Here is a 15,829-nt window from a genome sequence, read left to right on the forward strand (position 1 = left end):
GAATATTCTGAAAACGACAGGCAAAGGGGACAGTCCCCTTTGCAGCTCTGAAGAAAGGGGTACTGTAAGATGAAGGCGGCAATATTTACGTTGGATACAGGTTTATATAAGGCAAAAAAGGGGAGTGCTGCTACGGCCGCGCTGAAACGGATGCTGGAACAGGTGGGATTTGAGGTGAAGGCTGCCGGTGTTTTACCGGAAGACAAAAAGGTGTTATCTGCAGTATTGGAGAGACTGTCAGATACAGAAGCAGTGAATCTGATTCTGACCACCGGCGCTGTGGGGATTGAGGAGAACGACTGTGCTCCGGATGTGGTTGCGGATATATCGGACAGGCTTTTGCCGGGGATTCCGGAAGCAGTGCGGGCTTATAACCTACGGTACAGCAAAAGAGCAATCCTGGACCGTTCGGCAGCAGGTATTAGAAAGAATACGTTACTGGTAAATCTTCCGGGGAAAGTCAAGGCTGCAAAGGAAAGCCTGGAATATATCCTTCCGGAATTAGTACATGTAGTGGAGATGGTGAGTAAATGATACGTATAACCTATTTAAGTCACAGCGGGTTTCTTGTGGAAGTGGAAACTGCGTACTTTTTATTTGATTTTTATAAAGGAGAATTACCAAAGATAAATACAGACAAGAAGTTTTATGTTTTTATCAGTCATGCCCACTTTGACCATTATAGAAATGATATTTTTAAATGGAGAGAGCAGATTCCCGGGGTTCATTTTATTGTTTCTGATGATATAGATACAGACGCCGGTGAGGATATTATTTTTATGGCTCCAAACCAAGAGGAAAAGATAGACGGGTGTAAAATACGTACGCTGCGCTCCACTGATGAAGGTGTTGCATTTCTTCTGCGATATGAGGAATATACTGTTTATCATGCCGGGGATTTGAACTGGTGGCACTGGGAAGAGGAAGGCGAGGCATATAATACGATGATGCGCCGCAATTATCAGCGTGAGATTAACAAACTCCAGGGAATGAAGATTGACGTTGCTTTCATACCGGTAGATCCACGCCTGGGCGACCAATACTGCTGGGGGCTCGACTGTTTTATGAAACGAACAGAAACAAAAGCTGTATTCCCCATGCATTTTTGGGATAACTATAGCATTTTTGACAGACTGCAACTGGAGGATTGTACGAAAGAGTATGCAGATAAAATTCAGCAGATATCCGAAGAAGGTCAGGTATTTCAACTGGAGATTGGAGGAACAGCAAACCATGCAGGTTAAATTGTACACAGACGGAGCGGCAAGAGGAAACCCGGACGGACCGGGAGGCTATGGAGCAGTTCTGGAGTATGTGGATAAAAACAGAGAACTACACATAAAGGAACTGTCCCAGGGCTACGTTAAGACAACAAATAATCGGATGGAGCTGATGGCTGTAATTGCCGGCCTGGAGGCGCTGAACCAATCCTGTACAGTGGAGGTTTACTCAGATTCAAAATATGTGGTGGATGCATTTAACCAGCACTGGGTTGACGGATGGCTGAAAAAAGGATGGAAGCGCGGCAAAAATGAACCTGTGAAAAATGTGGATTTATGGAAGCGCCTTTTAGCAGTAAAGAGGCAGCACACAGTTACGTTCCATTGGGTAAAAGGACATGCTGGACAAACTCAGAACGAAAGGTGCGATGAACTGGCAACCAGGGCAGCAGACGGTGATAAGTTAATAGTTGATGATGGACTGGCATAATTCATAGAACAGTTTACACTCTCATCATAAAATAAATCTGTAGACAGAAGGAAAAATACATAGTATAATACATAATTGTGTTAAGCAAGACAGACAATCGCGGCTGCAGGTGCCGAAAGGCAGCAGACGAGGAAAGTCCGGGCTTCACAGGGCAGGATGCCGGATAACGTCCGGTGGAGGCAACTCTAAGGCCAGTGCAACAGAAATAAACCGCCCGGGTTTATCCCGGGTAAGGGTGGAAAGGCAGTGTAAGAGACTACCGCCTCCCTGGTAACAGAGAGGGCACATGTAAACCCCATCCGAAGCAAGACCGAATAAAAGCTGTGTGGCGGCCCGTCACGCTTTAGGTAGGTCGCTTGAGCCTGGTGGCGACATCAGGCCTAGATAGATGATTGTCCAAGACATAACCCGGCTTACAGTCTTGCTTAACCAGTATTAACTATATAAGTTAGGAAACATGCACGCAGGAAGCGCGTCAAATTGAAATAGGAAAAAGTGATGATGCCCCTTTTTTGCGGGCGTCATTTTGAGTTATAGATAAAATGTTATTGGAAAGGCAGGTAGTGTCATGGGAATGCGGACAAACGCAAGGCTGCCTCATGCGGCAGATTTAAAGGCAGAGTATCCTCTGTCAGACAGTATAAAGAAACTAAAAAGAAAAAGGGATGAGGAGCTTCAAGATATATTCAGAGGGAAATCAGATAAGTTCATTGTTGTGGTTGGTCCCTGTTCGGCTGACAATGAAGATGCAGTGTGTGAGTATATAAGTAAGCTGGCGGTGGTGAACGAGAAGGTTTCAGATAAACTAATGATTATCCCAAGAGTGTACACAAACAAACCCCGAACTACAGGAGAGGGGTATAAAGGAATGCTTCACCAGCCGGATCCGGACCAGGCACCGGATCTTCTAGCGGGACTTATTGCTATTCGGAAAATGCACATCCGCGCTATTGAAGAGGGGGGCATGCCAACATCTGATGAGATGTTGTATCCTGAAAACAGAAGTTACCTGGATGATCTTTTGTCTTATGAGGCAGTTGGAGCCCGGTCTGTGGAGAATCAGCAGCACCGGCTGACAGCCAGCGGAATGGATATTCCGGTTGGAATGAAAAATCCTACCAGCGGAGATTTTTCTGTGATGCTTAATTCTGTAGTCGCTGCACAGAGTCCCCACACTTTTATTTACCGTGGCAGTGATGTGACAACGGATGGAAATGAGTTCGCACATGTTATCTTAAGGGGTGGTGTAGACAAATACGGTACATCTATACCAAATTATCACTATGAGGATCTGGTGAGACTTCTGGATATGTATAATAAGAGAGATTTGAAGAATCCTGCGGCGCTGATAGATGCCAACCATTCTAATTCAAATAAGCAGTATAAGGAACAGATACGTATTGTCAGTGAAGTATTGCACAGCCGCAATTATAATTCGGAGCTGAAAAGGCTGATTAAAGGGGTCATGATAGAGAGCTACCTGGTCGAAGGCTGCCAGGGTATCGGCAGTGAAATGATGTATGGAAAATCAATTACTGACCCGTGTCTGGGGTGGGAGGATACAGAGCGGCTAATCTATAAGATAGCTGAAAACTGTTAGCATGTGCGCTTCGCTTCGGCGGCCTCGCCGAATAGAAATATCCACGATTAACCTTTAGCAAGCAAGCTTGCACAGGTTGATAATTGTGGGATGATAATATATGAAGGCGTCCAGGAGAGCAAGCTCGATTCCGCTTCGCTTCATCTCGCTTCGGCGGCCTCGCCGAATAGAAATACCCACGATTAACCTTTAGCAAGCAAGCTTGCACAGGTTGATAATTGTGGGATGATAATATATGAAGGCGTCCAGGAGAGCAAGCTCGATTCCGCTTCGCTTCATCTCGCTTCGGCGGCCTCGCCGAATAGAAATACCCACGATTAACCTTTAGCAAGCAAGCTTGCACAGGTTGATCGTGGGTATTTCTGCTCTCCTTAGTTGGTAGAATATTCTGAAAATGGAGTGCAAAGGGGTCAGACCCCTTTTTGTGAATATTTTTCTTCGCAATATTTGCAGCGATAGGTTTCGTTTTCTTTATCTGTCAGTATGAATATCTGGTCAAGACCTTGCTCAATTGAGGTGATGCATCTTGGATTCCTGCAGTGGATGACGTTTTTAATCTCTTTTGGGAGAGTCAGGCGTTTTTTTTCTACAACTTCTTCATTCTGGATGATATTGACGGTGATGTTGTGGTCTATGAAGCCGAGAATGTCCAGACTTATGATGTCTATAGGACACTCTATTTTCAAGATGTCTTTTTTTCCCATCTTATTGCTTTTTGCGTTTTTAATGATAGCAACGCAGCAGTCCAGTTTGTCAAGATGCAAGTATCTATAAAGTTCCATACTCTTACCGGCTTCAATGTGGTCCAATACGAAGCCTTCTGAGATACGGCCAACGTTCAATGTATGATTTACCATGATTTTTCCTTTCTTAGCTAATGTATATTAAAATGGGCTGCTTAATCAACGTGTACGTCCAGCAGGGTAAGGATGAGTGCCATTCGTACATAGACGCCATACTGTACCTGCCTGAAATATGCAGCTCTTGGATCATCGTCTACTTCAACCGATATCTCGTTCACTCTGGGAAGAGGATGAAGTACATACATATCTTTGGGAGCCAATTTCATTTTTTTCTTATCTAATATGTAAAAGTCTTTCATACGAACGTAGTCTTCCTCGTTAAAGAAGCGTTCTTTCTGTACTCTTGTCATGTATAAAATATCCAGTTTTGGCAATGCATCTTCTAAACGGACCACTTCTTCATAAGGAATATTATTCTTTTTCAATACATCGTGGCGAATGTAGTCAGGCAGTCTTAGTTCCTCGGGTGAAATGAGGAGGAATCGGATTCCCTCATACCTCACCAGGGCATGAATCAGAGAATGTACGGTTCGCCCGAATTTTAAATCCCCACATAGGCCGATTGTCATATTGTTCAGACGTCCTTTTACGTTTAAAATGGTTAAAAGGTCTGTCAGTGTCTGTGTAGGGTGCTGATGCCCACCGTCCCCTGCGTTTATAACCGGAATGGAAGAGTGCTGGCAGGCAACCATGGGTGCACCTTCTTTTGGATGACGCATAGCACAGATGTCCGCATAGCAGGAGACTGTGCGGATAGTATCTGAAACACTCTCTCCTTTTGCTGCGGAACTTGAATCGGCAGAGGAAAATCCCATGACACTGCCTCCCAAATTAAGCATAGCTGCCTCGTGGCTCAGCCGGGTACGTGTACTTGGCTCATAAAATAAAGTGGCAAGCTTTTTGCCATCGCAGGCATGGGCATATTTATCAGGGTGTGCCTCAATGTCTTGTGCCAGATTTAAAAGTTCGTCAAGTTCCTCAACGGAAAAATCCAGAGGACTCATCAAATGTTTCATAAACAACCTCCTTATGCGTCAATAAAGCATATTTCATTTTATCTATATTGTAGTAATTCTTCTACGGATTTGCGTGCCGGCGTATTAGGGCTGACATTGGGATGTCCTAATGCAATTAATGCAGCCAGTTCTTGATCTTCGGAAAGATTCAAAAGTTTTGATATTCCATCTTCATCAAAGACTCCCATAATGACAGTGCCAAGTCCCAATTCCTTTGCGGCCAGGCAGAAACTTTGGCAGGATATTCCGGCGTCAAACATCTGCCATCCACCACCTTTTTTAGTAGTATAAGAACCATCAGGCTCAAAGCCGGAATGCCCCTTCTCGAAAGTGACAGCAATCAATACCGGTATCTGTCTGATAATACTGGAATTGTAGGACGGCGTGAATTCATCGGCAATCCTGTCGAGAATAGAAGAGTCTTCAATTGCAATGTAACGGGTAATTTGGGTGTTTTTCCAAGAAGGAGAATAGGATGCTGCAGAAACAATAGAATCAATAGTAGAATGTCCAACTGGATCCGGCTTATACTTACGGACACTTCTCCGACCTTTGATACATTCAATAACGTTCATTTTTTACCTCCTGTTTAAATTATATTTTGTTAATCATATACTAAAATAAAAAGATTTTCAACAGGAAGACATAACATCATCGAAGAATTTTTTCAAAGAGCAGTCCTGCTCCGAACCAGAGAGGGGCATAGTCAAATCTTACAACTCCGTTTACATTGTACCTGGCCTTGCTGTAATCCCAGGGACAGACATGATGCTTCTGCAGAATGCTGCCGGAGACAAACTCGCCAAGAAAAATGCAGCATGTATAGACACCGCCTCGAAGGACCGTGTTTTTACCTTTCATCCGTCGGCACAAAGGGGTGAGAAGGCATGCTGCTCCATAGATTGGAAACATCCAGATCGAGGTGCGTCCCATCAGAGTATATTCCTTTTTCTTGAATGAATGGATTGCCGTAAATATAATTTCCATACACCAACCGATGGTGCCACATAACATAAATTTCTTTTTCATATTCAGAAGTATGGTTTGAAAAGAAGAAAATTATACATAATATTTCCAGAAAAATTCAGATAATATTCAGGCGCATTAAATATGCAAAGTTACATACTCAAAAAAATATTTGGATTATACTGGCAAATGTATTATAATAACTTTCATATGATTATTTGGTCTGAAAGGGGAAGCAAAAATGTCTACATTGAAAGAGCTCAGGCTGCAGTTGGATGAAATAGATGGGCAGATTGTGAAATTATATGAGAACAGGATGAAGGTTTGCAAAGAAGTCGGCGAGCTAAAGGTTAAAACGGGCAGCAAGATATTTGACCGTCAAAGGGAGCAGGAGAAGCTTTTAGATGTGGCTTCTAAAGTATCCGGGGACTTTAATATGAAGGGAATCCGGGAATTGTATGAACAACTGATGTCTATGAGTCGAAAATTACAGTACCGCCTTCTTGCGGAAGAGGGGGCGCTGGGGCGTCTGCCGTTTATTGAGGTTGCTTCCTTGGATAAGCAGAATGCAAGAATTGTATTTCAAGGGGTGGAAGGGGCCTACGGGCAGGCGGCGATGCAGCACTATTTCGGGGAAAAATGCAACAGTTTCCATGTGCGGACTTTTCGGGATGCAATGGAAGCTATTGAGGAGGGGTCTGCAGACTATGCGGTACTCCCCATTGAAAATTCTTCCGCAGGAGCTGTAAATGAAGTATATGATTTACTTGTGGAGTTTGAAAATTATATTGTAGGCGAGACAATTATTCCTGTAGCTCATACACTTGCCGGCCTGCCGGGGGCGAAGCTAAAGGATATCCAAAAAGTATACTCCAAGGCTGAGGCTCTGATGCAGACCTCCCGTTTTCTGGATGAGCACAGTGGCTGGCAGCAGATTAGCGTGATGAATACGGCCCTTGCGGCAAAAAAAGTCCTGGAGGATAAGGACAAGTCCCAGGCAGCTGTATGCAGTGCATACGCAGCCAGACTTCACGGACTGTCTGTTCTGCAGGATAACGTTAATAATGAGCCGAATAATTCCACCAGATTTATCATAGTGACGAATCAGAAAATTTTCCTCAAGGATGCTTCAAAGATCAGCATTTGTTTTGAGGTACCCCATGAAAGTGGTTCCTTATATCACATATTGTCTCATTTTATATACAATGATTTAAACCTGAGCAGGATTGAATCCCGCCCTGTGGAAGGAAGAAGCTGGGAATACCGCTTTTTTGCAGATTTCGAAGGAAATATGGGAGATGCGGCGGTAAAAAATGCAATCCGGGGCCTTCGGGAAGAGGCGATGAATTTAAAGATACTTGGTAATTATTAAATAAGTGTCCCGGCACACTGGAGAAGAGGAAAGGAATGCGTACGAATGAGTTGATGTTGTATAAAAACATGGAATATGGGGATATCCTCCATGACATGACGTTTCTGGTGGAGAATTACAACAATGAATATTATAATAGAGAGGACTTGAGAACGTTATTTTTTGACTGTATAAATGCTATCCTTGAATTATCCGTAAGTCATGGGTTTGAGGGTAATCTGTGGCATGTATATCTGACATTTCTTTTGGCCAATGATGAAAACGCCTACAGCACTTCCTGTGAAATTGTAGGACCAGTGGAGGGCAGTATCAATGCAATTGCTTTCCACGATTTTGCAGTGTTTAAAGAATTGTATGATTATGATTTTGAAAACATGGAGAAGGAACTAAATGTAGACTCTTTTTCTATATTGGAAAGATATAAAAATATAAATGAGGGAAGTAAAGTATTTAATAAGCGTATACGTGACAGAATCTGTCATCTGGCAAAGACGTTGGGAGAAGCCTCTGACGTGAATGTGTTTAAAGATATTCTGACACAATTTTACCGGGAGTTTGGGGTAGGTAAGCTTGGACTTCACAAGGCCTTCAGAGTGGAGCATTCTAAAGGGGAAGAAACTAAGATCGTTCCTATTTCAAACATTGCACATGTACACTTGGATGACCTGGTAGGATATGAGTCTGCGAAGAGAAAGCTGATTGACAATACAGAGGCATTTGTGGAGGGTAGAAGGGCGAACAACTGCCTTTTATACGGAGACGCGGGAACAGGGAAATCTTCCTCCATCAAAGCTATTTTGAATCAGTATTATGGACAGGGACTGCGTATGATAGAAGTTTACAAGCATCAATTCCGGGATTTGAATGATGTGATTGCTCAGATCAAAAACAGAAATTATAAATTTATTATTTATATGGATGACTTATCTTTTGAAGAGTTTGAGATTGAGTACAAATACCTGAAGGCTGTGATCGAGGGCGGGCTGGAGAGAAAACCGGATAATGTTCTGATTTACGCCACTTCCAATCGGCGTCACCTTGTCCGTGAGACATTCAAAGATAAGGCGGACAGGGACGAAGAACTGCATACGAACGACACGGTTCAGGAAAAGCTGTCTCTTGTCGCCAGATTTGGCGTGACTATTTATTTCGGATCGCCGGATAAAAAGGAATTCCAGCAGATAGTTATGGAACTGGCAAGGCAGAATGCAATAGAAATGCCTGAAGAGGAGCTCCTTTTGCAGGCAAATAGATGGGAGCTTACCCATGGAGGAATGACAGGCAGGACAGCACAGCAATTTGTCGATTATCTGCTGGGTCAGAAAGGCTGATTTATGAAAAGGTATATTAAAAAGACAATCTGCACGCTTATAGTCTGCGTGTGGTGTGTAAATAGTATCTCCGGATGCAACCGTAAAATGACACCTGAAAGTCTGATGTCGAAGGTGACGGGGAATTTGGCGAAGGTGAAATCTGTCTCTAATTCTCTGAATATGGATGTTGAACTGGAGGATGTGCTGCAGACCACAGAGATTGCCATGGATATGAAGACAGAAAATACGACAAAGCCTATGGCGGGACATGCAAAAGGATCTGCTCATGTAAATTTGAGCGGAACAGAAGTGGGAAGCGACATAGAGATATATCAGATAAAAGAAGGACAAGAATTTGTCACCTATAGCAGTATGTATGGGAAATGGAGCAGGGAAACATCAAACCATTCAAAAAACACCGCACTGAACAAAGGTCTGTTCCAGGAATCGGGAAAAACTCTTAAGTCTTTTAGAATTGCAAAGGAACCAATTCAATTAGAGAAAAAAGAGTGTTATGAAATGTACGGGGATATTACAGGAAAGGAACTTCTGCAGTTTATGGGACTGGATATGGTGGGGGCTTTCGGATTAGTCAATCTTCCCGGAACAGACACAATTGCAAACATGAAGATTCCCATTACAATAGACATATATAAGGAAAAGCTGCTCCCAGCCAGGATTATGATAGATATGACAGATGTTATGAATGACCTGTATGACCAGAACGGGAAAACTACAAATATAAACAACTTTATGATTAAGCTGGAATATACAGGGTTCAACCAGACACAGAAAATTGAAGTCCCAGCGGATATAAAGGCTGCAGCAAAAGCCGCCTAGTGTGCAGCCACATTAACTTTTTTACAGCCCACTGACAATAAGGGAGCCGGAAAAAGATGTCCGGCTCACACATAGTTTATTTTACTTCTTGAATTTGAGAGATATCACTGTCTATCACTAGGGAATAATTTGTATAGTAGACAACAAACCCAGGTTTTCCACCCTTGGGCTTTTTTACATGTTTCTTTTCTACATAGTCGATTTCCACCTTTTCACCTCCCCGTGCCTTAGAATAGTAGGCGGCAAGACGGGCGGCTTCCTCAAAAGTACGGTCGGGCAGATCTACGCCTTCTGTTTTGACAATAACATGTGAGCCTGGGGCATTCTTTACATGGAACCACCAGTCGTTCCCCACAGCGAAACGGAATGTGAGTTCATCATTCTGTAGATTGTTTTTCCCCACATACATATGGAAACCATCGTTGGAGATATAATGCAGCGGCTTATTTTTTATGTGCACTTTTTTGTGGTTAACCTTCTTACGCATATAACCGGAATGGATAAGCTCTTCTTTGATTTCAGCCAGATCATCTTCTGTCATAGCAATGTTCAGTGAGGTACTGATGGATTCAAGATAAGCAATGTCATCTTTTGTGTCCTGAATAAGTTTAGAAAGTGCTTCGTAGGTACGCTTTTGCTTATTATATTTATTGAAGTAACGCTGGGCGTTCTCCTGGGGAGTTTTTGTGGAATCCAACGGAATGGAAACCATTTCATTATTGTAATAGTTTAAGGCCTCCAGCTTTTTTGCCCCCTCTTCCAAATGATAACCGTAAGTGTTGATGAGTTCTCCGTAAATCTTGTATTTATCACGGTTTTGGGTATCCCGTATCTGCCGAAACTGCAGATCATATTTCTTTCGGCTGCGCTCCAGGGCGGTATGCACGACATGACGTAAATCTGCCGACTTCTGCCGAATGCGGGTGAGTGCATTTTTTGAAGCGTAATAAGTTTCCAGGACCTGGGACATAGAGGAAAAATCTTTTCGGGCATAGTCGGAAAGATGAGTCAGTGGCAGCGCAGAGAAATCCTTTGGCTCCGGGCCGTCATAGTAGATGGCGGGAAAGAACTTTTCTTCTTTTACAGAAACAAAGAAAAAAGTAAATTGATTATATAAATGCCGCAGCACATCTTCTGATAATTCTTTTGGTGTGATAGAAGAATCTATCCCCGACAGATGACAGATTTCCTCCGCTGCAGCAGGGCTGACACCTGTGAAACTGGTATAAATTGCCTTTGAAAGAGGCATGGGTTTTTCGGTAAGCTTTTCTATAAATTCCGCTTCCTTCACAGTCAAAGGGTCAGATTTATTCTGAGTATCCGGAATAAAATATTCCCTGCCGGGCAGAACCTCCCGGACAGAACTCATCTGAGCAGGCACATGCTTGATACTGTCAATAATCCTATCCTCAGTATTACAAAAAATGATATTACTGTGTTTGCCCATAATTTCTACAATTAGATCTTTTTGACAGACATCCCCCAGTTCGTCCAAATGTTCAATGGTAAAATGAATAATACGTTCCAGGCCAGGCTGATAAATGTCTGTAATTCGGCCGCTGCTGATGTGCTTGCGGAGAAGCATGCAGAAATTCGGGGCAGACATAGGGCTTGGCTTGTTAGATTCAGTCAGATAAACAAGCGGCAGCGATGCACTTGCAGAGATGCTGAGCCTCTTTTGCCCCCCAGGGGATTTTATAGTGAGAAGCAGTTCATCTGTCTCAGGCTGTGCAATCTTCGCAATTCTTCCGCCTAATAGTTGTTCTTTCAATTCGTGGACCAGACAGGCCACAGTAATTCCGTCAAATGCCATAATAAATTCCTCCAAGATAATGGTTGTTTCCTTGAAAAAGTATATCACAAATATTGGAATTGTGAAACAGAATGCAAAAAGGTTGACCTAATTCAGGAAACTGGAGTATAATGACATACAATGCCTTTGAGCATAAAGACTTATTCTAAAGGAAAAGGAAATACAGACATGATAAAGAGCATGACAGGCTTTGGAAGATGTGAGATAATGAAAGGCTCCAGAAAGTTTACGGTAGAGCTAAAAGGTGTGAATCACCGCTATCTGGATGTGAATATCAGAATGCCGAAGAAGCTTAATTTTTTTGAAACATCTATAAGGTCTTTGCTGAAGAAATATGCAGGCAGAGGAAAGATTGATATTTTTATTAATTATGAGGACACATCGGAGAATCAGGTGTCTTTGAAATACAATGCTTTTCTGGCGGCGGAATACCTGAGATATTTCAAACAGATGGAAGAGAAATTCGGACTGGAAAATGATGTGCGAGTCTCCACATTGTCACGTTGTCCCGAAGTAATTACAATGGAGGAACAAAGTGAGGATGAAAAAGAGCTCTGGAACGGGTTGAAACAGGCACTGGAAGGTGCATTTGGACAGTTTGTGGAGACAAGGGTGACAGAGGGAGAAAACCTCAGGAAAGATATTCTGGATAAACTCGACGGTATGGAAAAAATGGTTGCTGTCATAGAAGAACATTCCCCTGAAATCGTGACCCGGTACCGCGAGAAATTGGAGACAAAGCTCGGGGAACTCCTGGCAGATACACAGATAGAGGAAAGCAGGATTGCCGCGGAAGTGATTATTTTTGCCGATAAAATCTGTACAGATGAGGAAACAGTACGCTTGAAGAGCCACATCAGCCATATGAGATCTACCCTGGAGGAGACGGAAGGCATTGGCCGAAAACTGGACTTCATCGCCCAGGAAATGAACCGGGAGGCGAATACGATCCTATCTAAAGCAAATGATTTAGAAGTATCAAACTGTGCCATCGGTCTCAAGACAGAGATTGAGAAGGTGCGGGAGCAAATTCAGAATATTGAGTAAAGGATGATAAGTCAGTTATGAGTAAGAAAGGAATTTTGATTGTTGTTTCCGGTTTTTCCGGCTCTGGTAAGGGGACTTTAATGAAGGAACTGCTTTTGCGCCATGGAGAAAATTATGCCCTCTCTATCTCAGCAACGACCCGTAAGCCAAGAGAAGGGGAGGTTAACGGAAGAGAATATTTCTTTATGGCAACAGAAGAATTTGAAAAAAAGATTGCGAAAAAAGAATTGATAGAGTATGCTAAGTATGTAGAAAATTACTATGGTACACCCCGTGATTATGTGGAAAAGCAGTTGAATGCAGGTCGGGATGTTATTCTGGAAATTGAGATTCAGGGAGCATTGAAGGTAAAGAAGGCTTTTCCGGAAACCTTGCTTTTGTTTGTCACCCCACCTGATGCAGATGAGCTTAAAAGGCGGCTTGTGGGCAGGGGCACAGAGACAATGGAAGTGGTTGAGTGCCGGATGAAACGCGCCGCCCAGGAGGCCAAAGGCATGGATAAGTATGATTATCTGGTTGTGAATGACAGCTTAAGCCGCTGTGCAGAAGAAATGCACGCAATTATTCAGGCGGAGCATTCCAGAAGTTTTCGCAATATAGAATTTATGCAGGAAATAAAAGAAGAACTTAACAGAAGTTTGAAAGGAGAATCATAAGATATGTTACATCCATCTTACACAGATTTGATGAAGGTTGTTAACCAGGATGTCGAGGAGGGCAGCACAAAGATTGTAAACAGCCGCTACTCCATTGTAATGGCAACATCCAAGCGGGCGAGACAGTTAATTGATGGAGAACTACCGCTGATATCTACGAAGGAAGACCAGAAGCCTCTTTCCACGGCGGTTCAAGAACTGAATGAAGGAAAGTTGAAGATTATTGCCGAAAACACAGAAGAATAGAGATAAAAATGGGGGCAGATGCACATAGGGTATCTGCCTTTCAAAATGGGAGGTTTTAATGAAAATACTGTTTATTTCTCTTGGATGCGACAAAAACCTGGTTGACAGTGAAGTGATGCTGGGTCTGCTCTCATCCAGAGGATATGAAATGACAGATGAAGAGACAGAAGCAGATATTATTGTGGTAAATACCTGCTGCTTCATCCGGGATGCAAAGGAGGAGAGCATTCAGAATATTCTGGAGATGGCGAAATACAAAAAAGCGGGGCATCTTAAGGCTCTCATCGTAACCGGGTGTATGGCCCAGCGCTATCGCCAGGAGGTTTTGGACGAGATTCCCGAAGTGGATGCAATCCTTGGAACAGCTTCCTATGACAAGATTCTGGATGTTATAGACGAGGCGCTTAAAGGGCATTCTACTGTCACAATGGAAGATGTGGATGCCCTTCCAGACGTTTCCACAAAGCGTCTGGTGACTACAGGTGGGCACTTCGCCTATCTAAAGATTGCTGAAGGGTGCGATAAGCATTGTACTTACTGCATTATTCCGAAGATTCGGGGCAACTTTAGAAGCGTTCCCATGGAGCAGCTTTTAGAGGAGGCCAGATCCCTGGCAGAACAGGGAGTGAAGGAATTGATTCTTGTGGCACAGGAAACAACTCTTTACGGAAAGGATATTTATGGGAAGAAGTCCCTGCACCTGCTTTTAAAAGAACTGTGTAAAATAAGCTCCATCCGGTGGATCCGCGTGATGTACTGCTACCCGGAGGAAATTACCGACGAGCTGATACAGGTCATGAAGGAGGAAGAAAAAATCTGCCACTATCTGGATTTGCCGATTCAGCATGCAAGTAACAAGATATTAAAGCGGATGGGCAGACGGACCTCGAAGCAGGAGCTGGTAGATATCATCGGCAAGCTTAGGACGGAAATTCCGGACATCTGCCTGCGCACAACATTGATTACAGGTTTTCCCGGCGAGACAAAAGAACAGCATGAAGAGTTAATGGAATTTGTAGACGAGATGGAATTTGACAGGTTGGGAGTGTTTACCTATTCGCCGGAAGAAGATACGCCTGCAGCCGAAATGCCGGATCAAGTTCAAGAGGAGTTAAAAGAAGAACGTCAGGCTGAACTGATGGAGCTTCAGCAGGACATCGCATTTGATAAGGCAGAAAACATGATAGGCAGGGAAGTTCTTGTAATGATCGAAGGAAAAGTGGCAGACGAAAATGCCTATGTAGGCAGAACTTACAGGGATGCACCAAATGTGGACGGTCTGATTTTTGTTAATACAGGGGAAGAATTAAATTCTGGAGATTTTGCAAAAGTAAAAGTTTCCGGTGCAGCAGATTATGATTTGATAGGAGGTCTGATATAATGAATTTGCCTAATAAACTAACAATATTAAGGATTTTTATGGTTCCGGTTTTTGTGTTTTTTATGTTGACAAATGCAGGAGGATTGGCGAATAAGTGGATTGCACTTGCTTTATTTATTGTGGCCAGTCTGACTGATTTACTGGATGGGAAAATTGCCAGAAAGCATAATTTGGTTACCAACTTCGGAAAGTTCATGGACCCTCTGGCGGATAAACTTCTGGTATGTTCTGCTATGATCTGTTTGATAGAGGTGAATAAACTGGCAGCCTGGATCGTTATTGTGATTATAAGCAGAGAATTTATTATTAGCGGATTCCGTCTGGTGGCTTCCGACAACGGAGTTGTGATTGCCGCAAGCTATTGGGGAAAGTTTAAGACCGTGTTTCAGATGGCAATGGTTATCGTATTGATTGCAGATCTGGGCGGTGTTTTTGATATGATTGGTTCTATATTTGTATGGATTGCGCTTGTATTGACTATTATATCTTTAGTAGATTATGTGTGGAAAAACAGACAGGTGCTGACACAGGGAGGAATGTAATAATGTATCCGGAGTGGATGTGGCAGAAAACAAAAGACGAAGAAATGGACTTAGAGGAACGTCTGGTGAACGCCCTGACAAAGCGGAAGTTTACCATAACAACAGCGGAATCCTGCACGGGAGGTATGATTGCAGGAACTTTGGTCAATGTTGCCGGAGCTTCGGATGTCCTAAGTGAAGGTTATATTACCTATTCCAATGAGGCAAAGGAACGTCTGGTGGGCGTGGACCGGGAGACTTTGAAAAGCTATGGGGCTGTCAGCGAGCAGACAGCAAAAGAAATGGCAGAAGGAGCAGCCCGGGCAGCAGGTGCGGAAGTCGCTTTAAGTGCTACAGGTATTGCCGGACCCGGAGGCGGCACAGCAGAGAAGCCGGTGGGGCTGGTATATATAGGATGCTGTGTCTGCGGAAGGACAAATGTGGTGAAGTTCCAGTTCAAAGGCAGCCGAATGCAAAACAGAGTTTCCACAGTGGAGGAGGCTTTGAAGCTGGCACTGAAAGAAATAGAAGACTTATAATTGCAG

General features: G+C 43.3%; 18 protein-coding genes and 1 other RNA gene. 14 read left to right on the top strand and 5 right to left on the bottom strand.

Going from position 1 to position 15,829, the window contains the following annotated elements:
* The first annotated feature begins 69 nt into the window (after window positions 1-69).
* From BN3456_RS11375 to BN3456_RS11395, 5 genes are all read left to right on the top strand, one after another.
* On the top strand, window positions 70-534 hold the full coding sequence (locus tag BN3456_RS11375; protein WP_089984260.1) for a MogA/MoaB family molybdenum cofactor biosynthesis protein: 465 nt from the start codon (window positions 70-72) through the stop codon (window positions 532-534).
* Window positions 531-1,244: an MBL fold metallo-hydrolase gene (locus BN3456_RS11380; protein ID WP_089984261.1), complete on the top strand. Its 714-nt coding sequence runs from the start codon at window positions 531-533 to the stop codon at window positions 1,242-1,244. The genes BN3456_RS11375 and BN3456_RS11380 overlap by 4 nt, the downstream gene beginning before the upstream one ends.
* Complete coding sequence (rnhA, locus tag BN3456_RS11385; protein ID WP_089984262.1) at window positions 1,234-1,710, top strand: ribonuclease HI; 477 nt, start codon at window positions 1,234-1,236, stop codon at window positions 1,708-1,710. The genes BN3456_RS11380 and rnhA overlap by 11 nt, the downstream gene beginning before the upstream one ends.
* Window positions 1,711-1,791: 81 nt before the next feature.
* Window positions 1,792-2,142, top strand: an RNA gene (gene rnpB, locus BN3456_RS11390) — RNase P RNA component class A.
* Window positions 2,143-2,278: 136 nt separating this feature from the next.
* Window positions 2,279-3,310, top strand: coding sequence for a 3-deoxy-7-phosphoheptulonate synthase (locus BN3456_RS11395; RefSeq protein WP_089984263.1), 1,032 nt, complete (start codon window positions 2,279-2,281; stop codon window positions 3,308-3,310).
* Between the two features lie 410 nt (window positions 3,311-3,720).
* Here the strand turns inward: BN3456_RS11395 and BN3456_RS11400 are convergent, their stop codons facing one another.
* From BN3456_RS11400 to BN3456_RS11415, 4 genes are all read right to left on the bottom strand, one after another.
* Window positions 3,721-4,167, bottom strand: coding sequence for an aspartate carbamoyltransferase regulatory subunit (locus BN3456_RS11400; protein ID WP_089984264.1), 447 nt, complete (start codon window positions 4,165-4,167; stop codon window positions 3,721-3,723).
* Between the two features lie 41 nt (window positions 4,168-4,208).
* Window positions 4,209-5,129, bottom strand: a complete 921-nt coding sequence (pyrB, locus tag BN3456_RS11405; protein WP_089984265.1) for an aspartate carbamoyltransferase — start codon at window positions 5,127-5,129, stop codon at window positions 4,209-4,211.
* Window positions 5,130-5,167: 38 nt separating this feature from the next.
* Window positions 5,168-5,704 (bottom strand): nitroreductase family protein, encoded by a 537-nt coding sequence (locus BN3456_RS11410; RefSeq protein WP_089984266.1) that lies wholly within the window; start codon window positions 5,702-5,704, stop codon window positions 5,168-5,170.
* A gap of 76 nt (window positions 5,705-5,780) precedes the next feature.
* Entirely contained in the window at window positions 5,781-6,158 is a 378-nt protein-coding gene (locus tag BN3456_RS11415) for a putative ABC transporter permease (protein WP_089984267.1), read from the bottom strand.
* Window positions 6,159-6,336: 178 nt separating this feature from the next.
* Between BN3456_RS11415 and pheA the strand changes: the two genes are divergently transcribed.
* The 3 genes from pheA to BN3456_RS11430 are packed head-to-tail and all read left to right on the top strand — an operon-like array spanning window position 6,337 to window position 9,620.
* A complete protein-coding gene (gene pheA, locus BN3456_RS11420; RefSeq protein WP_089984268.1) occupies window positions 6,337-7,467 on the top strand; it encodes a prephenate dehydratase in 1,131 nt (376 codons plus the stop codon).
* A 35-nt stretch (window positions 7,468-7,502) separates the two neighbouring features.
* Window positions 7,503-8,798 (top strand): ATP-binding protein, encoded by a 1,296-nt coding sequence (locus BN3456_RS11425; protein WP_089984269.1) that lies wholly within the window; start codon window positions 7,503-7,505, stop codon window positions 8,796-8,798.
* Window positions 8,799-8,801: 3 nt separating this feature from the next.
* Window positions 8,802-9,620 carry a DUF6612 family protein gene (locus BN3456_RS11430; RefSeq protein WP_089984270.1) on the top strand — a complete coding sequence of 273 codons (819 nt, stop codon included), beginning with the start codon at window positions 8,802-8,804 and terminating at the stop codon, window positions 9,618-9,620.
* A gap of 76 nt (window positions 9,621-9,696) precedes the next feature.
* Here BN3456_RS11430 and BN3456_RS11435 read toward each other — a convergent pair whose 3' ends face one another.
* Window positions 9,697-11,433 (bottom strand): Rqc2 family fibronectin-binding protein, encoded by a 1,737-nt coding sequence (locus BN3456_RS11435; protein ID WP_089984271.1) that lies wholly within the window; start codon window positions 11,431-11,433, stop codon window positions 9,697-9,699.
* Between the two features lie 168 nt (window positions 11,434-11,601).
* On the opposite strand from BN3456_RS11435, the gene BN3456_RS11440 reads away from it, so the two are divergent.
* The 6 genes from BN3456_RS11440 to BN3456_RS11465 are packed head-to-tail and all read left to right on the top strand — an operon-like array spanning window position 11,602 to window position 15,823.
* Complete coding sequence (locus tag BN3456_RS11440) at window positions 11,602-12,480, top strand: YicC/YloC family endoribonuclease (protein ID WP_089984486.1); 879 nt, start codon at window positions 11,602-11,604, stop codon at window positions 12,478-12,480.
* Window positions 12,481-12,497: 17 nt separating this feature from the next.
* The gene (gene gmk / locus BN3456_RS11445; RefSeq protein ID WP_089984272.1) at window positions 12,498-13,136 is read left to right on the top strand and encodes a guanylate kinase; all 639 of its coding nucleotides are present in this window, start codon (window positions 12,498-12,500) and stop codon (window positions 13,134-13,136) included.
* Window positions 13,137-13,139: 3 nt separating this feature from the next.
* Window positions 13,140-13,382: a DNA-directed RNA polymerase subunit omega gene (gene rpoZ / locus BN3456_RS11450; protein ID WP_089984273.1), complete on the top strand. Its 243-nt coding sequence runs from the start codon at window positions 13,140-13,142 to the stop codon at window positions 13,380-13,382.
* A gap of 58 nt (window positions 13,383-13,440) precedes the next feature.
* On the top strand, window positions 13,441-14,763 hold the full coding sequence (rimO, locus tag BN3456_RS11455) for a 30S ribosomal protein S12 methylthiotransferase RimO (protein ID WP_089984274.1): 1,323 nt from the start codon (window positions 13,441-13,443) through the stop codon (window positions 14,761-14,763).
* Window positions 14,763-15,305: a CDP-diacylglycerol--glycerol-3-phosphate 3-phosphatidyltransferase gene (pgsA, locus tag BN3456_RS11460; protein ID WP_089984275.1), complete on the top strand. Its 543-nt coding sequence runs from the start codon at window positions 14,763-14,765 to the stop codon at window positions 15,303-15,305. Before rimO ends, pgsA begins: the two co-directional genes overlap by 1 nt.
* A gap of 2 nt (window positions 15,306-15,307) precedes the next feature.
* Window positions 15,308-15,823: a CinA family protein gene (locus tag BN3456_RS11465; RefSeq protein ID WP_089984276.1), complete on the top strand. Its 516-nt coding sequence runs from the start codon at window positions 15,308-15,310 to the stop codon at window positions 15,821-15,823.
* The last annotated feature ends 6 nt before the right edge of the window (window positions 15,824-15,829 follow it).

The sequence above is a fragment of the Clostridium sp. C105KSO13 genome, assembly GCF_001517425.1.
Taxonomy (GTDB): Bacteria; Bacillota; Clostridia; order Lachnospirales; family Lachnospiraceae; genus Muricomes.

Coding starts and splice junctions, on each gene's coding strand:
- BN3456_RS11375 (WP_089984260.1), top strand. CDS start 70: ATGAAGGCGGCAATATTTACGTTGGATACAGGTTTATATAAGGCAAAA.
- BN3456_RS11380 (WP_089984261.1), top strand. CDS start 531: ATGATACGTATAACCTATTTAAGTCACAGCGGGTTTCTTGTGGAAGTG.
- rnhA (WP_089984262.1), top strand. CDS start 1,234: ATGCAGGTTAAATTGTACACAGACGGAGCGGCAAGAGGAAACCCGGAC.
- BN3456_RS11395 (WP_089984263.1), top strand. CDS start 2,279: ATGGGAATGCGGACAAACGCAAGGCTGCCTCATGCGGCAGATTTAAAG.
- BN3456_RS11400 (WP_089984264.1), bottom strand. CDS start 4,167: ATGGTAAATCATACATTGAACGTTGGCCGTATCTCAGAAGGCTTCGTA.
- pyrB (WP_089984265.1), bottom strand. CDS start 5,129: ATGAAACATTTGATGAGTCCTCTGGATTTTTCCGTTGAGGAACTTGAC.
- BN3456_RS11410 (WP_089984266.1), bottom strand. CDS start 5,704: ATGAACGTTATTGAATGTATCAAAGGTCGGAGAAGTGTCCGTAAGTAT.
- BN3456_RS11415 (WP_089984267.1), bottom strand. CDS start 6,158: ATGAAAAAGAAATTTATGTTATGTGGCACCATCGGTTGGTGTATGGAA.
- pheA (WP_089984268.1), top strand. CDS start 6,337: ATGTCTACATTGAAAGAGCTCAGGCTGCAGTTGGATGAAATAGATGGG.
- BN3456_RS11425 (WP_089984269.1), top strand. CDS start 7,503: ATGCGTACGAATGAGTTGATGTTGTATAAAAACATGGAATATGGGGAT.
- BN3456_RS11430 (WP_089984270.1), top strand. CDS start 8,802: ATGAAAAGGTATATTAAAAAGACAATCTGCACGCTTATAGTCTGCGTG.
- BN3456_RS11435 (WP_089984271.1), bottom strand. CDS start 11,433: ATGGCATTTGACGGAATTACTGTGGCCTGTCTGGTCCACGAATTGAAA.
- BN3456_RS11440 (WP_089984486.1), top strand. CDS start 11,602: ATGATAAAGAGCATGACAGGCTTTGGAAGATGTGAGATAATGAAAGGC.
- gmk (WP_089984272.1), top strand. CDS start 12,498: ATGAGTAAGAAAGGAATTTTGATTGTTGTTTCCGGTTTTTCCGGCTCT.
- rpoZ (WP_089984273.1), top strand. CDS start 13,140: ATGTTACATCCATCTTACACAGATTTGATGAAGGTTGTTAACCAGGAT.
- rimO (WP_089984274.1), top strand. CDS start 13,441: ATGAAAATACTGTTTATTTCTCTTGGATGCGACAAAAACCTGGTTGAC.
- pgsA (WP_089984275.1), top strand. CDS start 14,763: ATGAATTTGCCTAATAAACTAACAATATTAAGGATTTTTATGGTTCCG.
- BN3456_RS11465 (WP_089984276.1), top strand. CDS start 15,308: ATGTATCCGGAGTGGATGTGGCAGAAAACAAAAGACGAAGAAATGGAC.